Origin of the sequence: Duganella sp. 3397 (assembly GCF_031456625.1) — a bacterium.
Taxonomy (GTDB): domain Bacteria; phylum Pseudomonadota; class Gammaproteobacteria; order Burkholderiales; family Burkholderiaceae_D; genus Rugamonas; species Rugamonas phyllosphaerae.
Window position 1 is genome coordinate 603,950 of sequence record NZ_JAVDVB010000003.1, and the last position, 22,677, is coordinate 626,626.

Consider the following 22,677-nt stretch of genomic DNA (forward strand, 5'->3'; position numbering starts at 1 on the left):
TCAGCGGCTGCCGGTGAGCTGCGCCAGCACCGTGTCGATACGCTGGCGCAGCGATCCGGTGAGCAGCGTGTAGCCAATCTCGCGGCGGCGCAGCTCGGCGACATACCAGTCGTGCTGGCGCAAGCGAAAACCGTCCTCGCGCCGGGTGCCGTCCTGGACGAAATCGAAGTCCGGCGCGCACAGCAATACGTGGTCGTACCGGCGCCCTGCCCGGTGTTCGAGTTCCGGCGCGGCGCGGTCGAACATATCGCGCGAATAGAACAGCGTGGTCAGGGCCGAGGTATCGCAAAACAGGTAGCGCGTGGCCTGCTGGCGTAAATCGTCTTCGCGCTGCTGCTGCACACGCGCGATGCGCAGCAGATCGTCGTACGCCAGTTCGCCATCCTGCGCCACCCACAACTCGCGGCCATATTCCGCCGCCCACACGGTACCGAGTTCTCGCGCCATCGCTTCGGCCATGGTGCTCTTGCCGCTCGACTCGCCGCCGAGGAAGCACACCGTTTGCACGAAGCTGGCGTACACCTCGCTGGACAGGTAAGCGCGGTGAGCGTGCGGGTCGCGCCGGATCACCGTACCCGACACGGGAATCGCGCTGCGCGCCTGGTCCACCAGCACGTGCCGCACCGGAGCGCGCCGGTGACCATGCTCGGCAAAATAGCGGGTAAGCTCCACCGCAAAACCGTCGCCGTAGTCCTCGCTGGTAAATACCGCATCGACCGGGCGTCCCAGCAGGTGCTGGCACGCCCATCCCATCAGGCGCCGGTGCACGGTGGCGTCGGCGTCGTTGTCGGGCAGGTCGTGACGGTCGTTGTGCAGTACCAGCACGATAGCCTGCGGGAAGCGCGCGCGCAGCCATTGCTCGCGCAGGTAAGAGCCGCAACCGGGCAGCTCCGGCTGCGAGTAGCCGATGATGACCACATGTTCGCAATCGTGCAGCGCGCGCCGGATCAGCAGCTCGTGCCCCAGGTGCAGCGGGCTGAATTTGCCCACCACCAGGCCGGTGTGAAACTGCTTCATTCGCGCGCCCCCGCCAGGTCCGATGTGTACTGCACGGTCTTGTCGTCGGCGGTCAGCACGGCAAGCATCACGCTGCCGGCGCCGAACAGCTTTTCCAGCGCTGCGCGGGCCTGGTCGCCGAGCGGCGTCATCGCCTGCGCCAGGCGCAGCACGACCACGCCATTGGCCTCCTGGTGCACGCCAAAGTGCGGTATCGGCAGGTGCTGCAAGGCGTGCGTGACGTCGATATTGTTGATCCACTTGCCTGGTGTGCGATAGCGCACCGGCGAGCGGCCCGACAGGCCTGCCAGCACCGGCACCTCGCCGCTCATGTCGAGCGCGGCATGGTCGCCGGTGCGGTAGCGCAGCAGCGGCAGGCAGAAGTTGAAGCCGCCCGAGACCGTGATCTCGCCGCGCTGCCCTGGCGCGACCGGGTTGCCGGCGCTATCGAGCAACTCGACGTACAGGCGCGGTTGCAGCAGCACGTGGCCGCCGACGCGGGCGTCGTACACGGCCACCGGCCCCACCTCGTTGAGCGAATAGATGTCGAGCACCGGGCAGCCGAAGCGCTGCTCCAGCTGCGCGCGCAGCGCTGGCAACAGCAGCATCGACACCGACAGCAGTGCGCGCGGGCGCATCGTCACCGGCAGCGTGAGCAGCTCGGCAAACGAGATCGGATCGCCAGCCACCACCTCGGGCGCCAGCGCGTCCAGGTAAGTGGCGCGGTCCTGCGGCGTACGCCATTCATCCGGGTGCAGATTGATCTTGGCCAGTCCCGATTCGCCCATCGTGGGCGTGACCGACACGTACGTGAAGCACCGCTGCTGGAAGCCCAGCAGCACCACGCCCACCTGGCCCGCGCCATGCGCCAGTTGCACGCCGAAGCGGCGCAGCGCGCGCTTGTGGAACGCCAGGTAGCGCGCCGCCACCACCGGGTGCGAGGCGATGATCAGCGGATGGCCGGTGGTGCCGGTGGTGCGGAAATTGATCATGCGGGCGATGTCGGCATCGTCGGGCACGAAGGCCGCGATGTCGTTTGCCAGGTCGGCGCGGCTGACGGGCGCGATCTGCGACCATTCGGCAGGGACGGCGCCCAGCGCGCGGTAGTGGGGCACGCTGGCGTACATGGTGCGCACGAAGTCGTCGAGCCAGGCCGGTCTGCGGTCGGCCGGCCAACCGACGCTGGCAGCGGCCACGTCCCGCTCGAAAGCACGCACCTCTTCCACCTCGTGCGCCAGCAGCTTGTTGCCGCTCTGGTTGCGGTAGGTGGGTGCGGCCGGGTGCTCGCGCAAAAAATCGAGCATGGCGCGCCCGGCCGGCGTGAGCGTGGGAAAGCGCTCGCGTTCATCGTCCAGCGCAGTGGCATCACTGCTCATTCGCGCGACCACTTGTCGGCAGATTCCTCGGCAGCCTTGCGCGCCAGCGCGGCGCGGATGTCGGCCGCGCGCTGCTCGGCCGTGCGGCTCGCCTCCAACAGGCGCCGGCGCTCGAAGCCGCTCACGGCCGACAGGCGATCGGTCGCTTCATGCTCCGATTCGCCGGCCGGGCGGAAGCCCAGGCGCGCAAGCACCATGCGCGCCAGTTCCTCGCGCCGCTCCGGATCCTCGACGTATTTATGGGCGCTGGCCCATTGCGACAGCTCGTCCACGGTGCGGTCCAGTACCCGCAGCAAGTCCGCCTGCGCGATGGCGGCGCCGATGAACCACTCGTCGGCCAGCAGCCAGGCGGTGATCATCACCAGCGCCAGCCGGTGGCGGTGGGAGCCCGTCGCGCCGGGAATGAATGGCGCCAGGCTGGCCAGCGTGGCGCGCGCGCCGTGCAGCGCCAGCACGTCGTTGACCAGCGCTGCCACGTGGACCGCGCCCGTGTCTCCGATACGCGGCTCGGCCAGCAGCTCGGCCGGGATATCGGCCAGCCGGTGGATCAGGACTTCAAGGGCGGGGCCGGTGTTTTGCATGGGACTGGGCTGACGAATTTGTGTAATGGCGAAGGCTGAACGCGCGGGCGAAGTCTACCAAGCTTTCGGCCTGGGCGATGGCGTGGATGTCCCACCCCTGCTCGCTGCCGGCGCGCTTGATGGCATCGTACGATTTCTGCAGCCAGCCGGCCTGCTGGTCGCCATCCCAATCCGGGCGCAGGTCGAGCGCCATGGTGCCGCCAGCGCCGCCGTTGACCAGCGCGCGCGCGGCCACGTCCCAGCCGCTGTTGCCCTGCTCGTCGTTGTCGAACATGGTAGAAATACCGTCGTCGGAAATCATCAGGATGTGCGTGGGCCGGTCGCGCGGCGCCGCAAAAGTCTGGCGCAGGCGGTGGATCGGGAAGCAGGTGCCGCCGCCAAAAAAACCGGTGAGCACGCCGAGTACCTGGTCCTCGTCGCGCACGAAGCCGGGGGTGACAATCACCTCGCTCTTGCCGCTCCACAGCGTGACCTGCACACGCGAGCCGGTGCGCAAGGCCGACAGCGCGACGATGGCGCCGGCCAGCGCCAGGTACGACGTGTGGAAGCGCGGATCGGGCATGGAGCCGGAGCTGTCCACGTACAGGTCCAGGTCCACCGGCGTGGGTTTCGGACGGCGCGCCGCCTCGCGCCCATACTGGCGCTGCACGGTGGTCAGCCCCGGTACCGGGCGCGGACTCTGGACCACGGTCGCCAGCCAGTCGATTTCCTCGATCGGATCGCCGATCTGCCACGGTTCCAGCCCTTCCGGTTCCAGCTCGGTGGACAGCGGCGCCGGCATTTTCGGAAACGACACCAGGTGCGGCAAGGCGCGCTCGCGGTAGTAGCGCACCGCGATGTCCTCGTCGCTGAGGGTGATGCCAGCGGCCTTGAGGATTTCGCCGTACTCGTACGGCTCGCGCGCCTGGCCGCTGCCCGGTGTGCGCTGAGCGTCCGGCGCCGGATCTGTCGGCGCTTCGTCCAGGCCCGAGATGCGGCGATCCTGCACCGGGTGAATCGGCGTTTCCAGTTCGCCTTCTTCCACCTGGTATCCGCCCGACGGGTCGCAACCGGCTGCCGCGTCGCGCGTGTCGGCCAGGCGGTAGAACTCTTCCATCTGTTGCTGCTGCTCGGCCAGGTACGGCAGCAGCAAGGTGGCGAACTTGATGGCGCCGTCCATCCAGTCGCGCGCATAGACGCGGATCAGGCGCGCGCCCAGCCAGGCGTCGGTATCGATCGCCTGGTCGGCGGCGCCGCCACCGAGGTCGCCCTTGGGCAGCTGCCACAGTTGTTCGTAGATGCGCGTGTACAGCGTCCACACCCGGCTGCTGGCGGGCGCCGTGCGCGCCTGCTCCAGGATGCGGTAGATATGGTCGATGCGCAGGCCGGCCTGGCGTTGCAGGCGGTCGTTGATATACAGGTCGGTGTACAGGTTGGCGACCATGGGCGCATGCGCTTCCAGCGTGGGCAGCGCGCGGCGCAAGCGCGCCAGCAGCCGGAACTGGTCGGCGGCGCTGGCCGGGGCCAGCACGTGGTGGCCGATTTCGTGCGCCAGGATCTCCACCGCGTAGTCCTGCAAACCCAGTTCGCGCACGCCTTGCAGGTTCACTACCACGCTCTGGTCGAGCAGCCGTATCATCGCGAAGCTGCCTTGCAGGCCCTCCTTTGCCGCTGCCATCGTGGTGTGGCACAGGCGGGCGTCACGCAGGCGCGTGTACTTGCTCCACGCGGCCAGCGCCGCCGGCCAGGCGTCGCGCCATTGCTGCAGCAGTGCGTCGTCCGTCACCGCCCCGGTCATAGCGGCAGCACGCGGATGGCGTGGGTGTACGGCGACGTGACGGCGACGGCGTGGCGGTTACACACGACCTGCAGCCGCTCGGTCGGCAGGTCGAGCGGCACGGTGCGGCCGTTGATGGTGAGCGCCCCATCCCTGACCTGTACCTGCGCAGCGGGCGCCGCCTCGGGATAATCGTACTCTTCGGCGCTGGCGGAATGGAGCACCGTGCCGCAGGCGTCGGCGATCAGGAGCGCGTGGCGCGCGCCGCTGCGCACCCAGAAACCGTGCGGCGCCGGGCGCACCTGCGGCGGCTCGGAAAACTCGCCTCCCAGGCCGGAAAAGCTGCCGATCTCGATGCCCGCTTGCAGGCGTTCGCGCTGCGCGGCATCAGGCGTCCACCACGGATCGTGCAGCAGCGCCGCGCGCAACGAAGACCACGACGCCCACGCCTGGTCGGCCGCACCAAAGGCAGCCAGCGCCAGCGGCTCGGGCAGCGCATCGGCCGCCACGATGGCGCCTTGCCGGAAGTGCGCCATGCCGGCGCGCCAGGCGGCGATCTGCCCTGCTGCGGCCAGGTGCGCAACGGTCTCGATCTGCGGCGCCAGCTGCGCCATGATGGCCTGCCACTGCGCCACGCGCGCGCCGCGCTGGCGCTGCACGTGTAACGCTGCATTCGTCAGCATGCCGAGTACCGCCGCCGGCTGCACGCACAGCAGCGCAACATACTGCGGGACCAGTTCGCGCCACACGGTAGCGATCACGCCGTTACCACCGTGCCCCTGCGCGATCAGCGCCAAGGCAGCATCGAACGCCGCCATCGCCACGCCACCAGCACGCTCGGGCGCATGTGCATCGGCCGCACAGACCACCGGATCGGCAGCCATGGCCAGGAAGTCGCCAAACGCCGCAGTATCGAACCCGTTATGCCGGCGCCGCGCCTCGGCCACGCGCCGGTTCAGTTCCGGGCGGCCGGCCGCCAGCAGCCGGGCGAAACGCTCGGAGATCATGCTTGCGAGCGCAGCCACACCAGGTAGTTGGTGTAGCGCTGGTGCAGGTACTTCAGCTTGAGCAGGTCGTCGTACAGGTGGCCGTACAGCTTGCGGCCCCGGATCTGCTCGCCCACGTGTTTTTCGATGCGGTTCAGGCGCTTGAGCACTTCGCGCTCGGTCAAGCCGTCGAGGCCCTCTTCGAACTGCGCACCCATGTCGCCGACCGGGTCGTTGTGGTCGAGATCGAGGCGGTCGTACTCGGCGCTGGACAGGTCGAACAGCCGCCGCAGCCAGCTGATCTGGTCGGTGCGGAAGGCGGCGTTTTCCGGCAGACCGAAGAACGGCGCGTCGAGATCCGGCCGCAGCTTGTCGTGCAATACGAACGGCAGCACCTGCCGCACGTCGTCCAGTTCCACCTCGGCATTGCCGCGGAAATAGGCCAGCGCCTTGGCGTAGATCAGCAAGGTCATCAGGTTGCGCACCGACAGGCCGTTGACGGTCTGGCAACCCAGGTCCTTGAGCCGATCGCGGCCGCTGTCGGCGGCAATCACCGCGCTCCAGTCGAAACCGGACAGGCGCGCCGTGTCCTTGGTCATGTATTCGAACTGGTCGCCGGCGGCGGCCAGCAGTTCGAACTGGCTGGTGAAAAACTCCAGCCGGCGCCGGATCGGCTCGGGCACGGCTACCGCGCGGATCTCCTCGACCATGCGGTCCACCTCGGCCGGCGTAAACACGATCTCGGGCGGCACCAGTTCTTCGGGCTTGAGGTTTTCCTCGATGCGCACCAACAGCTCGCCGAGGAAGCGCGGATTGAACGCCAGCGCCTGCACCACCACGTCGATACGGTCGCGCAGCGCTTCGATCACCTCGTAGGTGCCGCCGCCCTGGTCGTCGTTGGCGGTCAGGTACCAGGCCGATTCCGGGCATTCGTAGATGTGGTTGAGCACTTCGGCGTAGTTGTCGCCCATCAGCGTGAGCAGCGCGCTCTGGGTGCGCGGCGGGATGCGGTTGTATTCGTCGATGATTTTTACGCGCATGCCGAGCCAGGCGCGCCAGGCGATGCGGATCTCGTCCATGCTCTGGGCGTTGACCAGGTCGGCCGGCAGCGGATTGCCGAGCAGGTCGGCAATGGTCATCTGCGGGTGGCCGTGTTGCATGGCGCGCTTGACGTCTTTGACCGACGCCCCCGACAGCACCCCCATCAGGATCGCGCTGGCGGTCTTGCCGCGCCCGGGACCGCCGACGAACAGGCACTTGCGGCGCGTGGCAAAGGTCAGCAGCGGCAGCAGCACGAAGCTCGAATAACTTTGCGCCGACGGCAGGTTGAGCGTGCGGCGGGCATCCCCTACCGCGTAGGTTTGCGCCGGGCCGTGGTTGTACTCGATGTCGTAGTGCGGGCTGATGATGGCCGTGTTGACGATCCAGAAATAGGCCTGGCGCAGCTTTTCGTCGAGCGTAGGCGCGGCACTGTCGGGCGCCTGGCCGGTATTGAGCGGCCCCTGGTACAGGTCGGCCACGTCGAACTGGCGTGGCTGGGGTGGCTGAGCCGGCGTGCGTGGATTGGTCGGCGCCTTGGAGACGCGGTTGAACAGGTTAAATGGTGGCATACAAGAAAGTATAGCCGAGATGAAAAAAGCCGCCGGCGCGGGTGCGCTCGGCGGCTTTTCAGACTACAACGACATTTTACTGCGCAGCGGCGGCCGCTTCTTCAGCAGCAGCTTTCATCGACAGCTTGAGGCGGCCGCGGTCGTCGGTTTCCAGGACCTTGACGCGCACTTGCTGGCCTTCTTTCAGGTAGTCGGCCACGGCGTTCACACGCTCGTTGGCGATCTGCGAGATGTGCAGCAGGCCGTCTTTGCCTGGCATGACCTGGACGATGGCGCCGAAGTCCAGCAGCTTCAGAACGGTACCGTCGTAGGTCTTGCCCACTTCGACCGACGCGGTCAGTTCTTCGATGCGGCGCTTGGCTTCCTGGCCGGCAGCAGCATCGACGGAGGCGATGGTGACCACGCCTTCGTCGCTGATGTCGATCTGGGTGCCGGTCTCTTCGGTCAGAGCGCGGATGACGGCGCCGCCCTTGCCGATCACGTCACGGATTTTTTCCGGGTTGATCTTGATGGTGATCAGGCGCGGTGCGAAGTCGGACAGTTCCGTTTTCACGGTTGGCATGGCCTTCTGCATTTCGCCCAGGATGTGCTCGCGGCCTTCCTTGGCTTGCGCCAGCGCCACTTGCATGATTTCCTTGGTGATGCCCTGGATCTTGATGTCCATCTGCAGCGCGGTGATACCGTTGCGGGTACCGGCAACCTTGAAGTCCATGTCGCCCAGGTGATCTTCGTCGCCCAGGATGTCCGACAGCACGGCAAATTTGCCGCCGTCCTTGATCAGGCCCATGGCGATACCGGCCACGTGCTCTTTCATCGGTACGCCCGCATCCATCAGCGCCAGGCAGCCGCCGCAGACCGAAGCCATCGACGACGAACCGTTCGATTCGGTGATTTCCGACACCAGGCGCACAGCGTAGCTGAACTCGTCAGCTGCCGGCAACGCGGCGATCAGCGCGCGCTTGGCCAGGCGGCCATGACCGACTTCACGGCGCTTCGGCGTACCGACACGGCCGGTTTCGCCGGTAGCGAACGGTGGCATGTTGTAGTGCAGCATGAAGGAGTCGGTGAACTCGCCCATCAGCGCATCGATCTTTTGCGAATCGCGGGCGGTGCCCAGGGTGGCAACGACCAGGGCCTGGGTTTCGCCACGGGTAAACAGTGCCGAACCGTGGGTACGCGGCAGGACCGAGGTGCGGATCGAGATCGGACGCACGGTGCGGGTGTCGCGGCCGTCGATGCGTGGTTCGCCTTCGAGGATTTGCGAGCGCACGACCTTGGCTTCCATGTCGAACAGGATGTTGCCAACTTCTACGCCATCCGGTGCGGCAGCGCCCGAGGCGGCAGCTTCGGCGCCCAGGTCAGCCACGACTTCGGCGTGCATCGAGCGCAGCTTGTCGGTACGGGCCTGCTTGTCGCGGGTTTGATAGGCTTCGCGGATTTTCGCTTCGGCAAACGCGGTCACGCGGCCGATCAGCGCTTCGTTTTTCGCTGGCGCGGTCCATACCTGCTCGGGCTTGCCGCCGTCGCGTACCAGGTCGTGGATGGCGTCGATGACAGCCTTCATCTGGGTGTGGCCAAACACCACGGCGCCGAGCATGATTTCTTCGGACAGCTGCTTGGCTTCCGATTCGACCATCAGCACCGCTGATTCGGTACCGGCAACGACCAGGTCCATCTGCGAGGTTTTCAGCTGCTCAACCGTCGGGTTGAGGATGTACTGGCCATTGGCGTAACCCACGCGGGCTGCGCCGATAGGGCCGTTGAACGGTACGCCCGACACGCACAGGGCGGCCGAGGCGCCGATCATCGACGCGATGTCGGGATCGATTTCAGGGTTGACCGACAGCACGTGAATGATCACCTGCACTTCGTTCATGTAACCCTCTGGGAACAGCGGGCGGATCGGACGGTCGATCAGACGCGAGGTCAGGGTTTCTTTTTCCGAAGGGCGACCTTCACGTTTGAAGAAACCGCCGGGAATCTTGCCGGCTGCATAGGTCTTTTCAAGGTAATCGACGGTCAGCGGGAAGAAGTCCTGGCCCGGCTTGGCATCCTTGCGCGCCACCACGGTGGCCAGCACCACGGTGTCTTCGATCGACACCAGCACTGCGCCAGAGGCTTGGCGAGCGATTTCGCCGGTTTCCAGCGTGACGGTGTGTTGACCGTACTGGAAGGTTTTCGTAACTTTATTAAACATGGGTAAATCCCTTTCTATTTGCCGACAGATTTTCAGGCGCTGTCGTTCACCTCACCACGGGCGGCATCTGTGGCTGCCGCCTTTGCTACGCTTTACAACTCATTCTTTACAACCATGCCAGCTTGCTAAAATACTATGCTAGCTGGCAATTTTTTCGTTTGTACAAATGACAAAATGCCTGCGACAGTCACACTGGCGCAGGCATTTCTTTGAAGCTCAGGATGCAAAAGTATGCAATAAGCTGATTACTTACGCAGACCCAGTTTGGCGATCAGATCGCGGTAACGGGTAGCATCCTTGTTCTTCAGGTACGACAGCAGGCTTTTACGACGGTTAACCATCATGATCAGACCGCGACGCGAGTGGTGATCCTTGCTGTGGGCCTTGAAGTGGCCGTTCAGTTCGTTGATGCGGGCGGTCAGCAGTGCAACTTGCACTTCTGGCGAGCCGGTGTCTTTTTGGCCACGGGCGTTGTCCGCGATGATCGCGGCTTTGTTGATGTTTTCTACGGTCATGATATTTACCTTTAACATGCGGTGCGCGGAGTCTGAACCCTGCCCACCGTGATTTCAAAAAACTGGTCCGAAAAGACCAGACCCGCAAGTATAGCGGAAAATGCTCGCCATGTACCTGTTGCGGACTACAATTGTTGAATAATCCACCGCCACCGGGAGCTTGCGATGAAAAAACTGTTGCTGCTGGTCTCACTTCCACTGCTGCTGGCCGCTTGCGCTGCGCCGCAACCGATGCCCACCGCCGAACAATTTGCCGCCTTGCGTTTGCAACAGGCCACCAAAGAAACCGTCCTGCGCCAGCTTGGCGCGCCGTCCGACCAGGTGCGTTACGCCAGCGTCGATGGCGATGTGTGGGTTTATCGTTACAAGGAGGCCGGCGTGTGGGATTCCCTGATGCACGTGGAGTTCGACCGCAAAGGCGTGCTGCAGGCCATGGTCAGCGGGCCGGAGCCGGAGCGCGAATCGCGCTGGCTACGATAAGCCGAGTGGGTAGCGAGGTGAGTAGGAGCAGTCCGACGTAAAGCGTGGGAGTGCGCCGACGTGAAATAAGCTGTGTGATTGATATGATCCGCCCCATACCGTTACGCAACTTTTCATGGAGTAGTCATGTCTTTCCGCACCCCTTCCGCTCGTACCGCCATCTACACCGCTTCCCTGCTGGCCCTGTCAACCGTCTCCGCGCTGGCGTTTGCCGAGCCGTCGCCGGCACTCGACCGCGCCAGCCTGTCGGTGGGTGCGTTCTACACCGAGCCGCGCATCAAGGTCGAGGGTGACACCGAATACGGCCGCATCGACACGGGCACCTACAAGGGCGACAAGACCACACTGCCGCGCGTGAAAGCGTCGGTACTGATCGGCGACTCGCACGGCTTCGACTTCGACTACTACCGTTACGACAAGGACTACAACCCTGGCCTGTCCGGCAGCACCAACTTCAACGGCCAGCCATTGACCGGCAACGGCCAGCTGAACGCCAAGCTGCGCCTGGACCTGGCCAGCGTTGCCTACAAATGGTGGCTGGGCCAGGGCGCTGACGTGTTCGGCATCGGCATCGGCGGCGCCTACTACCGCGCCGGCATCGAAGGCACGGCCAACGGTTCGATCAATGGCATTTCCGGCAACGCCCGCTACGACGAAAGCGAAAGCGCCTGGGCGCCGCTGCTGGAACTCGGCTATCGCCACCAGTTCTCGCCTGAAGCACGCTTCTATGCCAATGCCAATGGCATCAAGAAAAACGGCGGCAACGTCAACGGCCACATCTATGGCGGCTCGGTCGGCATGGAATGGTATGTCACGCCGATGGTCGGCGTGGTGGCGGAATACACTGCCTCCAAGATCAGCCTGCGCCGCGACCGCGACGACACCGCTGTCAACGTGCGCCTGAACGGTCCTGCCGCTTACCTCAAAGTGCGCTTCTGATCTTCTCTGTTTGATTGCTGCGGCAACGCGTGGCACTGTCCTCGCGTGCCGCATTGCAGCACTGCCGCCAGCGGGCTTCCGCTGGCCACCCGCTTCACTCCCTCCTGCCACATCTTTCATCAGCCAGACTTATTTGCGATCCCCCCAAGGGGATCACTGCCTGTCATGGCCGAACAACTCGGCCAATGCCAGCTTGCCGCTGGCCGGCACCTCCAGCGCGCGGCTGTCGCCGCTGCGCCGCAGCCATCCGCGCTCGATGAAATAATCGAGCAGCGTCACCGCCAGCGGACCGGCGAAGTGGTCGCGCCGCTCCGACCAGTCCACGCATCCATATAACTGCCGCCGTACCGGCGCGCCTTCGGCAGGCAGCACCACGCCCAGCGCCAGCAGGCCGCGCCGGCCTTCCGGCGTCAGCGGGTAATCATGATCGCCCTGCTCTACCCAGCCCCTGGCGATGAAACACCGGCACAGGTCCACGCCCAGCACGCCGGCCAGGTGGCCGTAGCAGGTGCGCGCGTGGCGCAGTCCGGTCATCGCCGGCGCCTGCCAGCGCGTGCTTTCGGGCAGCGCGCCGTCTGCCACGCGCAGCAATGCTTCCAGCGCGTGCGTGACATTGGCGTCGGCCAGCATGTAGTAGCGATGGCGGCCCTGCGCGCGCACGCGGGCCAGGCCTTCATCCACCAGCAGTTTCAGGTGCTGCGAGGCGGTAGGCGCTGCCACGCCCGCGTGGGTGGCAAGGTCGGTGGCGGTGTAGTAGCGACCGTCGAGCAGGCGCGCGAGCATCAGTGCGCGCGTGGGGTCGCCAATGGCGGCGGCCACGCGGCCAAAGCGCGGTTGCGCGGCGGTGCTCATGCGGGGTCCGGCGCGGATGGCGTGGCCGGTGCGGCTGGCATGACCGAGCTCGCTGGCCTTGCCGAGGCGGTGAGCGTCGCCGAGCTGTCCGGCATTTTCGGCGCCAACGGCGGGTGATACGGCGGCGCCTGTTCGCGCTCCATCAGGCCGTAGTCGCGCACCACTTCGGCCACGCGCAGGCGGTAATGTTCGAACACGCCGGCGCGGCCGGCCGACTGAGCGGCGCGATGCGCCTCGAGCTCGCGCCAGGCGCGTACCGCCGCTTCGTCACGCCAGAACGACAACGACAGCAGCTTGTCCGGTTCGGTGATGCTGGTGAAACGCTCGACCGAGATGAAGCCATCGATCTGCGCCAGCAGTGGCGCCAGTTGCGCCGCGCGCGCCAGGTACCCGGCGCGGCCCGCTGCGCTTGGCACGACTTCAAATAATACGGCAATCATGGCGCGCCCTCCGGCGTGATTCTGGTGGCGCCATTGTAAGGCAGCGACGGCAGGCAGAACGCGCCTTCGACCGCCTCGACAAAGGTGCGCTGCTCGCGCAGGATGAAGCGCTGGCTGCGGGCCAGGTCGAAATTGGCGCGCGCCTCGTCGTCGGCGCGCAGGCGGGCGCGATACGCTTCGTAAGCGGCCAGCGAATCGAACGCCACCAGCCCCCACGCCTCGTCGTTGGTACCCTCGTGCGGCAGGAAGTAGCCGAGCAGGTGGCCACCGAGGCGCGGGATGATGCGGCCCCAATTTTCGGCATACAGCCGGAAGGTATCGCGCTGAAACGGGTCGATCTGGTAGTGGATAAAGCAGGTAATGGTCATGCTGGCCTCAGGTCGTTGAATGTGTCGACAAGATAGCTGGCAGCGAGATCGAATGCTTCGGCCTGGAACGAAGTGTCGGCCCACGCCTATTGTCTCGATTTAGTCCGACCCAGCCATGGGTGGCTGTCCTACTCAGATTACCAAACCAAGTGGAAAAATGACTGCTCACCCACCCCAATCAAGGAGATGATATGAATACCAAATTGACAGCATGGATCGTCGCAGCACTGATGAGCGCCAGCGCCGTGGCACAGACCAGCGGTACGACTACCGGTACAGGTTCCGGCAGTGGTACCGGTTCAGGCAGCAGCAGCCAGACCGGCACCAGCGGCAGCACCGGGGCCAGCGGCACGGGTAGCGGTCAATCCGGCGCCAGCGGCACGAGCAACAGTGGGCGCACCGGCAGCAGTGGCACGAGTGGCACGAGTGGCACCAGTGGCCAAACCGGCACCAGCGGCAGCGGTCAAAGCGGTACCGGCGGACAATCGGGCAGCGGGAGCACCGGTACCCGAAGCAGCGGTACGGGTAGCATGGGTACCGGCACTACCAGTGGCAGCAGCGGCACCGGCAGCGCAGGCAGCCACTCCGGCTCGATGGGAAGTGGCAGCGGCAGCAGCGCCAGCGGTAACAGCGGCAGCAACACCGACCCGCAATCGAAACAGAAAAACCGCGGCTCGAAAAACGGCACCAGCGGCAGCAACAGCAGCACCAACAGCGGCGAACGTAATCAACAACAGTCCACGCAAGGTCGCTGAGCAGCGTCGCAGTAGAGCAAAAAAAAGGGCCGCAATTGCGGCCCTGCTTTCAACCAGGCTTAACGAAGATGATCGTCGTCCTCGATCTCGGTCTGGATCACGCTGACCGGCTTGCCCTTGGCCAGGCGCCACACCAGCACCGCGTAGCCCGACAGGCCGTACCCGATAAACAGCGGGAACATCACCTTGGGCGGGTCGATCGAAATCAGGGCGAAGAACAGCGCGATCAGGAAGACCGTGATGAACGGTACCGACTTGCGGAAATTAACGTCCTTGAAGCTGTAGAACGGCACGTTGGTGACCATGGTCAGGCCGGCAAACACGGCAATGCCCCACGACACCCAGGCCAGGTCCAGGCCGGAGACGTCCTGGTCCACCATCAGCAGCACGAAACCGGCCACCAGCGCGGCGGCCGACGGCGATGGCAAGCCCTGGAAGAAGCGCTTGTCGACCACGGCGATATTGGTGTTGAAGCGGGCCAGGCGCAGCGCAGCGCCAGCGCAATACACGAACGCAGCGATCCAGCCCAGCTTGCCCAGGCCGCGCAGCGACCATTCGTAAATCACCAATGCCGGCGCGGCGCCGAACGAGACCATGTCGGCCAGGCTGTCGTACTGGGCGCCGAATTCGCTCTGGGTATTGGTGAGCCTTGCCACCCGGCCGTCGAGGCCGTCAAGCACCATGGCGATGAAAATCGCCCAGGCCGAATATTCGAATCTCTGGTTCATCGCCATGACGATGGCGTAGAAGCCGCAGAACAGCGCTGCGGTCGTAAAGGCGTTGGGCAGCAGGTAGATGCCACGCGGGCGGGGACGGTCGAGGTCTTCCCCCCTGGCCCTGCGCGCAAAACGGCTGAAACGCGACGTCTTGGGCAGTTTGGCTTTGGCAGCGGCGTTCTTGGCGCGGCGACGCGGGAAGTTCGGCATAGGGTTCCAGTACGGTTAATGTTTTTTGTTGCTTCATCATTATAGTGGAGCCGAACCTAAAACAGGGAGCCGCATCCGCAGCGCCCATTGTGCACGCGATAGCCTATTTGAAGCGCACCTTGCCCACCGCGCGCATATTCAGCGTGGTCTCGCCAGGCTCGAAGCTCGGCTCTTCCACCGCTGACGCCGCCGACAACGACGATGCCCGCATCATGGGGGCCGGTGGCGCGGGCGGCGCGGCGCGGTCGGTGTAGTTGCCCGAACCCTCAAAATCCATCACTTCCACGACCGCATCGGCAGGATCACGCCCCATGGCGGCGGCCACGGCGCGCACGCGCTGGTTGAGGTTGGCATAGGTAGCGGCGATGCGCTCGTCGTCGAGTTTCTGGGCGGTGGCTGGCGAGAGGCTGAAGTACAAGCTGGACAACCCCAGCAAGCCCTGCCCGGCAGCGACGGTCTTGGGCAAACCGGCCAGGTTGGTGGTGGTCACGCGCAGGCTTTGTGTGACGCGCCAGCCGCTGGGCACGCGCGACTGGGTACTCGCCGGCGTGGTCTGCTCGGGATAGACGGGATAGGTGGAATACGATTCGGTCTTGAAGCTCGCTTGCGGGTCGGCCTGCTTGAGCAGTGCCAGTCCCTGCTTCATCTTCTGGTTCACGCGCGACTGCGCGAGCGCCTTGTCCTTGTTGGTTTCCTCGGCGGTCATCGTGATCGATGCCTGGTCGTTAGCCTGGCGCACCGTGCCGGTTGCCGGCAGGACGATCAGCATGCCGCTGCTCGGCAGCGGTGCCGGGGCGGCTGCGCGGGCAGCGGCAGTTGCGGCGAGGAGAATGGCGGTAACAGCGAGTTTGGACATCATGGCAGTTTCCTGGTTGATATAAAAGCAACCGGGACTCTACCATGATGTTTGCCCTAAAACATCACCTCATCACCTTATTTAAAGCGCACCTTGCCCACCAGGCGCATTTCCAGCGTGGTCTCGCCCGGCTCGAAGCTCGGCTCGGCCACTTCCATGCTGTCGGCCGCCTTGGCGCGCATCATCATCGGTGCGGCAGCGCGGGCGCCTTCCTGCGCATAGTTGCCCGAACCTTCGAAATCGACCGTTTCCAGCACGGCATCGCCTACCTTGCGGCCCATGGCAGTCGCGATCGAATTGATGCGCTCGTTCAGGTTTTTATAGGTGGCGGCAATGCGCTGCTCGTCGAGCTTCTTCGTGGTTTCCGGCGCCAGGCCGAAATTGAGATTATTCAAACTCAGCACCTTCTGGGCGGCGGCGGCGGTCTTCGGCAGCGCTTCCAGATTGGTGGTGGTCACTTCCACGTACTGGCCCACGCGCCACGAGGTCGGCACGCGTGGCTTGGCGACCTGACCATTTGCGAGCGGACGGTCTTCCGGGTACACCGGGTAGGTGTAATAGCCCTGGGTTTTCAGGCTCGCTTGCGGGTCGGCTTTTTTTAGAATGTCGACGCCCTGCTTCATCTTCTGGTTCACGCGCGACGCGGCAGCGGCCTTGTCCTTGTCTTGCTCTTCGATGGCAAACGTAGCAACGGCCTGGTCATTAGTGTGCTTGACTTCACCGAAGGCCGGCACGACCACCAGCGCGCCGGTGGTCGGCAGCGCGTCGGCAGCCTGGGCGGCGCCGGTCAGTGCGAGAGTGACAGCAGCGGCTGCGGCGAGGTGTTTGATGACGGTCATGGCGAACTCCGGTTAAAGTTAAGCAAAAATTAAATACTGGGCAAACTTTAACCGAATTTACATGACGCAACTGTAAGACATGGTGAGTGTTTGTAACAGAGCGCACCTAACCACGCGAAAAAAAAGCCGGCTTGCGCCGGCTTCTCGTATGCAGAAAAACGCTTAGTTCTTCGACTGGTCAACCATCTTGTTCTTGGCGATCCAGGGCATCATGGCGCGCAGCTTGGCGCCGACTTCTTCGATCTGGTGTTCCGAGTTCAGGCGGCGACGCGAGATCAGGGTTGGCGCACCGGCCTTGTTTTCCAGGATGAAGGACTTGGCGTATTCGCCGGTCTGGATGTCTTTCAGGCACTGGCGCATCGCGTCCTTGGTGGCCGAGGTGACGACCTTGGGACCGGTCACGTACTCGCCGTATTCGGCGTTGTTCGAGATCGAGTAGTTCATGTTGGCGATGCCGCCTTCGTAGATCAGATCGACGATCAGTTTCAGTTCGTGCAGGCACTCGAAGTACGCCATTTCCGGCGCGTAACCGGCTTCGGTCAGCGTTTCGAAACCGGCCTTGATCAGCTCGACAGCGCCACCGCACAGCACGGCCTGTTCGCCGAACAGGTCGGTTTCGGTTTCTTCGCGGAAGTTGGTTTCGATGATGCCGGCACGGCCGCCGCCGTTGGCCGATGCGTACGACAGGGCGATGTCACGGGCGGTGCCGGACTTGTCCTGGTACACGGCGATCAGGTGTGGCACGCCGCCGCCCTGGGTGTAGGTAGCGCGCACGGTGTGGCCTGGTGCTTTCGGCGCGACCATGATCACGTCGAGGTCGGCGCGCGGCACGACCTGGCCGTAGTGGACGTTGAAGCCGTGGGCGAAGGCCAGTACCGCGCCTTGCTTGGCGTGCGGGGCGATGTTTTCGTTGTAGACCTGGGCGATGTTCTCGTCCGGCAGCAAAATCATGATGACGTCGGCAGCCTTGACGGCGTCATTGACTTCCGCCACTTTCAGGCCGGCTTGCTCAACCTTGTTCCACGAAGCGCCACCCTTGCGCAGGCCAACGGTGACGTTGACGCCCGACTCGGACAGATTTTGCGCGTGTGCATGACCTTGCGAACCGTAGCCGATGATGGCAACGTTTTTACCCTTGATCAGGGAGAGGTCGGCGTCTTTGTCGTAGAAAACTTTCATGATAATTCCTTGGTATTTTGTATGGTAAACAGGTACTTGCTGTATGCGGTACCGGGATTAAACTTTGAGGATGCGTTCGCCGCGTCCGATGCCGGAACCGCCGGTACGTACCGTCTCGAGAATCGAGGCGCGGTCGATCGAATCGATGAACGCGTCGAGCTTGGTCTTGGCGCCGGTCAGTTCGATCGTGTAGGACTTTTCGGTGACGTCGATGATGCGGCCACGGAAGATGTCCGCCGTGCGCTTCATTTCTTCACGTTCCTTGCCCACGGCGCGCACCTTGATGAGCATGAGCTCGCGTTCGATGTGCTGGCCTTCGGTCAGGTCCACCACCTTTACCACCTCGATCAGGCGATTCAGGTGCTTGGTGATCTGTTCGATGATGTCATCCGAGCCGCTGGTGACGATGGTCATGCGCGACAAGGTCGCGTCTTCGGTCGGCGCCACGGTCAGCGTTTCGATGTTGTAGCCCCGGGCCGAGAACAGGCCGACCACGCGCGACAGCGCACCGGCTTCGTTTTCCAGCAAGACAGAGATAATGTGTCGCATCTTATAAGTCCTCCGAACCGAGCAGCATTTCAGAGAGGCCCTTGCCTGCCTTGACCATCGGCCACACGTTTTCTGACTGGTCGGTGATGAAGTTCATGAACACCAGCTTGTCTTTCATGCCGAACGCATCGCGCAGCGCGCCATCGACATCGCCCGGTTTTTCGATGCGCATGCCGACGTGGCCGTAGGCCTCGGCCAGCTTCTCGAAGTTGGGCAGCGAATCCATGTACGATTCGGAGTAGCGCGAACCGTAGTCGATCTGCTGCCACTGCCGGACCATGCCCAAAAAGCGGTTGTTGAGCATGATGATCTTCGGCGTCAGGTGGTATTGCTTGCAGGTGGCGAGCTCCTGGATGCACATCTGGATCGAGCCTTCGCCGGTAATGCAGGCAACCGTCGCATCCGGGTTGGCCATCTGCACGCCCATGGCGTACGGCAGGCCCACGCCCATGGTGCCCAGGCCACCCGAGTTGATCCAGCGCTTGGGCTTGTCGAACGGGTAGTACTGCGCCGCCCACATCTGGTGCTGGCCCACGTCGGACGTGATGAAGGCGTCGCCCTTGGTGATTTCCCATACTTTTTGCACGACCGATTGCGGCTTGATGACCAAATCTGAACCGGCGAATTTCAGGCAGTCCTTGCCGCGCCATTCGGCGATCTGCTTCCACCAGTCCTTGAGCGCAGGCGCGTTGGGCTTGGCTTCGCTGGCGTCGAGCTGGGCCAGGAATTCGATCAGCACATCCTTGACGTTGCCGACGATGGGAATATCGACTTTCACCCGCTTGGAAATCGACGACGGGTCGATGTCGACGTGGATGATCTTGCGCGGGCTGGAGGCAAAGTGTTTCGGGTTGCCGATCACGCGGTCGTCGAAACGGGCGCCGATGGCGATCAGGACGTCGCAATGCTGCATCGCCATGTTCGCTTCGTAGGTGCCGTGCATGCCGGGCATGCCGAGGAAATTCTCGCTCGAGGCGCGGTACGCGCCCAGGCCCATCAGCGTGTTGGTGACCGGGAAGCCGAGCTTGTCGACCAGCTTGTTGAGCTCGTCGGAAGCGCTAGCCAGGATCACGCCGCCGCCGGTGTAGATCATCGGGCGTTCGGCTTGCAGCAGCAACTGCACTGCCTTGCGGATCTGGCCGGCGTGGCCCTTGTCCACCGGCTTGTACGAACGCATCTCGACCTCTTTCGGGTACGAGTACGTCGTCTTGTGCATCGAGATATCCTTCGGGATGTCGACCAGCACGGGGCCGGGACGGCCGGTGCGGGCGATGAAGAAGGCTTTCTTGACGGTTTCCGCCAAATCCTTGACGTCCTTGACGAGGAAATTGTGCTTGACCACGGGACGGGTGATACCGACCGTGTCGCATTCCTGGAACGCATCCTGGCCGATGGCGTGGCTGGGCACCTGGCCCGAGATCACGACCATGGGAATGGAATCCATGTAAGCGGTGGAAAGACCTGTGACAGCATTGGTGACACCCGGACCGGACGTGACCAGCGCGACACCAACCTTGTTCGAACTGCGCGAATAGGCGTCGGCGGCATGGACTGCGGCCTGCTCATGGCGTACCAGAACGTGTTGGAATTTGTCTTGCTTGAAGATGGCGTCGTAGATATACAGGACGGCGCCGCCGGGATAGCCGAAGACGTGCTCGACGCCCTCTTCCGCGAGGCAGCGCACCAGTATTTCGGCGCCAGTGAGTTGGTTACCAGAGGACTGGTTACCAGATTGCGAAGATGCTTCGTTATTCATGAAACATTCCTTTCAAGGTCCATTGGAGATTGATCGGATGTTCTTCCCTCGCGAAATACGCCACCCCCTACAGCTTGCCCGATGTCCCTTTGTCATGCGGTCACGACCACCTCTTCCGCCAACCGTAGTGACGGGCAAAGTGGCGCTAAAACGCATATAGTCGTTTCGCCGGAATTTCTGTAGCGGTTGTGCCTACCTCTCGCGCTTGTGGCGCGGGTCAGAACAAACTGCCTACATATGAAAGCGCGTCATGTCGATGGCGGCGTTGTGTGCCTGCTGCGAGATGACCATACAGCTTCGGGGTGTTCAAAGCGTCCCATACGGTACACCTGATGCACCATTTTGAGCAAGAACAAAGTAGAAAAAGGCTAGTTACCGGTGCAAAAAATGGGTGGATCGACGTAAAACCATGCAAATACGTGGGATTTTTGCTAGGATGCGGTCAGTTTTCCACAACCTCCAGCATGGCCACAGACAAAGAACTCTCCGACTTCCTCGAGAACGTCGAACGGCGCGCCTTCAAGCAAGCGGTCTACGCGGTGCGCAAGGACGAATCGGCCCTGGACATCGTGCAGGACGCGATGATCAAGCTCGCCGAAAAATACGGCGACAAGCCGGCCGCCGAACTGCCCATGCTGTTCCAGCGCATCCTGCAAACCACCATCCTCGACTACTTCCGCCGCGAAAAGGTCCGCAATACCTGGGTCACGCTGTTTTCCGGCATGGGTTCGTCGAAAGATGGCGAGGACGATTTTGATATACTGGAATCTTTCGCCGAGGAAGGTTCCGAGGCTGCCGAATCGTCCGCCGACAAGGTCGAGCGCCAGCAAATGCTGGAATTGATCGATAACGAGGTACAAAAGCTTCCGGCGCGTCAACGAGAAGCGTTCCTCATGCGTTATTGGCAGGACATGGATGTGGCTGAAACAGCCGAAGCAATGGGATGTTCCGAAGGGAGCGTGAAGACGCATTGCTCACGCGCAACTCACGCACTGGCCGCCTCGCTCAAAGCCTTGGGAATTAAATTATGAACACCGACGATCTGAACTTCGCGTACAAGGTACGCCACGCGCTCAACGAGCGGCTCGACGACTTGCCCGCTGCCACCACCGACCGGCTGGCGCAGGCGCGCAAGCTGGCCATGGCGCGCAAAAAGGCCCACGTGGCAGCACCGCTCACCGTGCGCCAGTCCCGCTTTGCCACCGCCAGCAATAACGATGGCGGCGGCGTGCTGTCGCAAGGGTTCGGCTGGCTCGGCCGCATGGGCGTGGCGCTGCCGCTGCTGCTGCTGGTCGGCGGCCTGACCGGCATCTATCACTTCGAAGAGCAGCAACGCATTGCCGACCTGGCCGAGATGGACGCCGCCGTGCTGTCCGACGAGTTGCCGCCCACGGCCTACCTCGACCACGGCTTCAACGCCTACCTGGCACAGAGCGAGCGATAATGGCGGTCAGCGGTTCGGCCGGCATGGGCATCGCCGCACTGGCGGTGTTAGCGGTGGCAGCAGGTAGTGCGGCATGGATCGGTCCGAGCGCGAATGCGCCCTCGGCGCTCGCTGGCGCCCTGCCCGGCACGCCAGCCGCACCTGAAAAAACCCTGTGGAAAGACCTCACGCCAGCGCAGAAGATTGCGCTCGAGCCGCTCGCTGCCGAGTGGGACCAGGTCGAACCGATCCGCAAGCAGAAATGGCTGGCGATTGCCAAGCGCTACACCGCAATGAAGCCCGACGAGCAGTTGCGGGTGCAGGAACGCATGCGCGAATGGGTGCGCATGACGCCGGAAGAGCGGCGCCAGGTGCGCGAGAACTTTGCCCGTGCGCAAAAGGTCGATCCGTCGAAAAAATCCACGCAGTGGGAAAACTACCAGCAACTGTCCGACGAGCAGAAGCAGCAACTGGCAGCCAGGGCTGCCAACAAGAAACAGCTGGCCAACCTGGCCACGCCGTCGCAAAGCAAGCAGCAGTTGCCTACGCCGATCAAGCCGCACCTGGCGCCGCCGGCCACGCCAGTGCCGGCGCCCGTGCCATGGCTCGATCCGGCCACCGGCCAGCCGTGGCCCGATGCGTCGAACGTCGCGCCGGTGATTGCACCAACGCCGGCCGCCACGCCGCCCGTGGTTGCGCCGGCAACCGCTCCCCAGCCTCCAGCTCCGCCGGCGCCCGTCGCGCCAGCCATCCCCGATGCTGCCAAATAACGCTACGACCTTGCCTACCGTCAAACGCCGCCTGGTATCGATGGTGTACGAATTCCTGCTGGCATTCGCCGTCTTGTTCCTGCCTTTCCTGATCTTCGAAATGCTGACCGGCGCCAGTCATGCGCCCTTGGTTGAACACCTGCGCCAGGTACTGGCATTCGTCGTACTCGGCATCTACTTTGTGCACCAGTGGACGCGTGAAGGCCAGACCCTGGCCATGCGCACCTGGCGCCTCAGGCTGATCCACCCGGGCCACGAGCGCGTCGCGCCGCGCGTGGCCATGCTGCGCTACCTGCTGTGCTGGTTGTGGGTATTGCCGGCAGTGATAGTGTGCGGCGTATTCGGCTTGCAGCACTGGCAGGCGCTCGGTACTGTGCTGGCCGGAATTTTGCTGTGGTCGCTGACCGCGTTGCTGGACAAGGACCGCCAGTTCCTGCACGACCGGCTGGCCGGCACCCGGCTGGTGCAACTGCCGGCGCCGCCGAAAAAACACAAGACGCCGGTTCATCCGGGCTGAAGCGTCGTTCC

24 protein-coding genes are annotated in these 22,677 nt (G+C 63.7%); 7 read left to right on the forward strand and 17 right to left on the reverse strand.

The features are described from left to right. The 8 genes from J2X54_RS11430 to rpsO all read right to left on the reverse strand — a co-directional run bounded on the left by J2X54_RS11430 (position 1) and on the right by rpsO (position 10,017). A complete protein-coding gene (locus tag J2X54_RS11430) occupies positions 1-1,017 on the reverse strand; it encodes an AAA family ATPase (protein ID WP_310180741.1) in 1,017 nt (338 codons plus the stop codon). Continuing rightward, a complete protein-coding gene (locus J2X54_RS11435; RefSeq protein WP_310180743.1) occupies positions 1,014-2,372 on the reverse strand; it encodes a capsule biosynthesis protein CapK in 1,359 nt (452 codons plus the stop codon). Before J2X54_RS11435 ends, J2X54_RS11430 begins: the two co-directional genes overlap by 4 nt. After that, a complete protein-coding gene (locus J2X54_RS11440) occupies positions 2,369-2,953 on the reverse strand; it encodes a hypothetical protein (RefSeq protein ID WP_310180744.1) in 585 nt (194 codons plus the stop codon). Before J2X54_RS11440 ends, J2X54_RS11435 begins: the two co-directional genes overlap by 4 nt. Continuing rightward, positions 2,928-4,718, reverse strand: a complete 1,791-nt coding sequence (locus J2X54_RS11445; RefSeq protein ID WP_310180746.1) for a vWA domain-containing protein — start codon at positions 4,716-4,718, stop codon at positions 2,928-2,930. The genes J2X54_RS11440 and J2X54_RS11445 overlap by 26 nt, the downstream gene beginning before the upstream one ends. An 8-nt stretch (positions 4,719-4,726) precedes the next feature. Further along, positions 4,727-5,716 carry a hypothetical protein gene (locus J2X54_RS11450; protein ID WP_310180747.1) on the reverse strand — a complete coding sequence of 330 codons (990 nt, stop codon included), beginning with the start codon at positions 5,714-5,716 and terminating at the stop codon, positions 4,727-4,729. Continuing rightward, on the reverse strand, positions 5,713-7,305 hold the full coding sequence (locus J2X54_RS11455) for a MoxR family ATPase (RefSeq protein WP_310180748.1): 1,593 nt from the start codon (positions 7,303-7,305) through the stop codon (positions 5,713-5,715). Before J2X54_RS11455 ends, J2X54_RS11450 begins: the two co-directional genes overlap by 4 nt. A 76-nt stretch (positions 7,306-7,381) precedes the next feature. Continuing rightward, on the reverse strand, positions 7,382-9,502 hold the full coding sequence (pnp, locus tag J2X54_RS11460; RefSeq protein WP_070250029.1) for a polyribonucleotide nucleotidyltransferase: 2,121 nt from the start codon (positions 9,500-9,502) through the stop codon (positions 7,382-7,384). 245 nt (positions 9,503-9,747) lie between these two features. After that, positions 9,748-10,017: a 30S ribosomal protein S15 gene (rpsO, locus tag J2X54_RS11465; RefSeq protein WP_026637007.1), complete on the reverse strand. Its 270-nt coding sequence runs from the start codon at positions 10,015-10,017 to the stop codon at positions 9,748-9,750. 165 nt (positions 10,018-10,182) lie between these two features. On the opposite strand from rpsO, the gene J2X54_RS11470 reads away from it, so the two are divergent. Both J2X54_RS11470 and J2X54_RS11475 read left to right on the forward strand, forming a co-directional pair. After that, complete coding sequence (locus J2X54_RS11470) at positions 10,183-10,497, forward strand: hypothetical protein (RefSeq protein ID WP_070250027.1); 315 nt, start codon at positions 10,183-10,185, stop codon at positions 10,495-10,497. A 126-nt stretch (positions 10,498-10,623) separates the two neighbouring features. Further along, a complete protein-coding gene (locus J2X54_RS11475) occupies positions 10,624-11,436 on the forward strand; it encodes a hypothetical protein (protein WP_310180760.1) in 813 nt (270 codons plus the stop codon). 153 nt (positions 11,437-11,589) lie between these two features. Here the strand turns inward: J2X54_RS11475 and J2X54_RS11480 are convergent, their stop codons facing one another. From J2X54_RS11480 to J2X54_RS11490, 3 genes are read right to left on the reverse strand one after another with little or no spacing between them, the layout of a single operon-like run. Continuing rightward, entirely contained in the window at positions 11,590-12,288 is a 699-nt protein-coding gene (locus J2X54_RS11480; RefSeq protein WP_310180763.1) for a winged helix-turn-helix domain-containing protein, read from the reverse strand. Then, on the reverse strand, positions 12,285-12,728 hold the full coding sequence (locus J2X54_RS11485) for an antibiotic biosynthesis monooxygenase (RefSeq protein WP_310180766.1): 444 nt from the start codon (positions 12,726-12,728) through the stop codon (positions 12,285-12,287). Before J2X54_RS11485 ends, J2X54_RS11480 begins: the two co-directional genes overlap by 4 nt. Continuing rightward, positions 12,725-13,096: an NIPSNAP family protein gene (locus tag J2X54_RS11490; RefSeq protein WP_310180768.1), complete on the reverse strand. Its 372-nt coding sequence runs from the start codon at positions 13,094-13,096 to the stop codon at positions 12,725-12,727. Before J2X54_RS11490 ends, J2X54_RS11485 begins: the two co-directional genes overlap by 4 nt. A gap of 191 nt (positions 13,097-13,287) precedes the next feature. Here J2X54_RS11490 and J2X54_RS11495 point away from each other — a divergent pair, with 191 nt between their 5' ends. Further along, positions 13,288-13,851, forward strand: coding sequence for a hypothetical protein (locus J2X54_RS11495; protein ID WP_310180771.1), 564 nt, complete (start codon positions 13,288-13,290; stop codon positions 13,849-13,851). A gap of 59 nt (positions 13,852-13,910) precedes the next feature. On the opposite strand, the gene pssA is transcribed toward J2X54_RS11495, so the two are convergent. The 6 genes from pssA to J2X54_RS11525 form a co-directional block, all read right to left on the reverse strand. Next, positions 13,911-14,777 (reverse strand): CDP-diacylglycerol--serine O-phosphatidyltransferase, encoded by an 867-nt coding sequence (pssA, locus tag J2X54_RS11500; protein WP_310180773.1) that lies wholly within the window; start codon positions 14,775-14,777, stop codon positions 13,911-13,913. Positions 14,778-14,880: 103 nt separating this feature from the next. Beyond that, positions 14,881-15,633 (reverse strand): SIMPL domain-containing protein, encoded by a 753-nt coding sequence (locus J2X54_RS11505; protein WP_310181163.1) that lies wholly within the window; start codon positions 15,631-15,633, stop codon positions 14,881-14,883. 77 nt (positions 15,634-15,710) lie between these two features. Then, positions 15,711-16,472 (reverse strand): SIMPL domain-containing protein, encoded by a 762-nt coding sequence (locus J2X54_RS11510; RefSeq protein WP_310180775.1) that lies wholly within the window; start codon positions 16,470-16,472, stop codon positions 15,711-15,713. Positions 16,473-16,634: 162 nt separating this feature from the next. Beyond that, positions 16,635-17,651 (reverse strand): ketol-acid reductoisomerase, encoded by a 1,017-nt coding sequence (gene ilvC, locus J2X54_RS11515; RefSeq protein WP_019920376.1) that lies wholly within the window; start codon positions 17,649-17,651, stop codon positions 16,635-16,637. Between the two features lie 57 nt (positions 17,652-17,708). Beyond that, complete coding sequence (gene ilvN, locus J2X54_RS11520; protein ID WP_070250010.1) at positions 17,709-18,200, reverse strand: acetolactate synthase small subunit; 492 nt, start codon at positions 18,198-18,200, stop codon at positions 17,709-17,711. Position 18,201: 1 nt separating this feature from the next. After that, positions 18,202-19,956 (reverse strand): acetolactate synthase 3 catalytic subunit, encoded by a 1,755-nt coding sequence (locus tag J2X54_RS11525; protein ID WP_071651672.1) that lies wholly within the window; start codon positions 19,954-19,956, stop codon positions 18,202-18,204. A gap of 464 nt (positions 19,957-20,420) precedes the next feature. On the opposite strand from J2X54_RS11525, the gene J2X54_RS11530 reads away from it, so the two are divergent. Genes J2X54_RS11530 through J2X54_RS11545 form a run of 4 tightly spaced genes read left to right on the forward strand, consistent with a single transcriptional unit; the run spans position 20,421 to position 22,666 of the window. Further along, the gene (locus J2X54_RS11530; protein WP_070250008.1) at positions 20,421-20,987 is read left to right on the forward strand and encodes an RNA polymerase sigma factor; all 567 of its coding nucleotides are present in this window, start codon (positions 20,421-20,423) and stop codon (positions 20,985-20,987) included. Further along, on the forward strand, positions 20,984-21,400 hold the full coding sequence (locus tag J2X54_RS11535; protein ID WP_310180783.1) for a DUF3619 family protein: 417 nt from the start codon (positions 20,984-20,986) through the stop codon (positions 21,398-21,400). The genes J2X54_RS11530 and J2X54_RS11535 overlap by 4 nt, the downstream gene beginning before the upstream one ends. Continuing rightward, on the forward strand, positions 21,400-22,149 hold the full coding sequence (locus tag J2X54_RS11540) for a DUF3106 domain-containing protein (RefSeq protein WP_310180784.1): 750 nt from the start codon (positions 21,400-21,402) through the stop codon (positions 22,147-22,149). The genes J2X54_RS11535 and J2X54_RS11540 overlap by 1 nt, the downstream gene beginning before the upstream one ends. Continuing rightward, positions 22,136-22,666 carry an RDD family protein gene (locus J2X54_RS11545; protein ID WP_310180785.1) on the forward strand — a complete coding sequence of 177 codons (531 nt, stop codon included), beginning with the start codon at positions 22,136-22,138 and terminating at the stop codon, positions 22,664-22,666. The genes J2X54_RS11540 and J2X54_RS11545 overlap by 14 nt, the downstream gene beginning before the upstream one ends. The last annotated feature ends 11 nt before the right edge of the window (positions 22,667-22,677 follow it).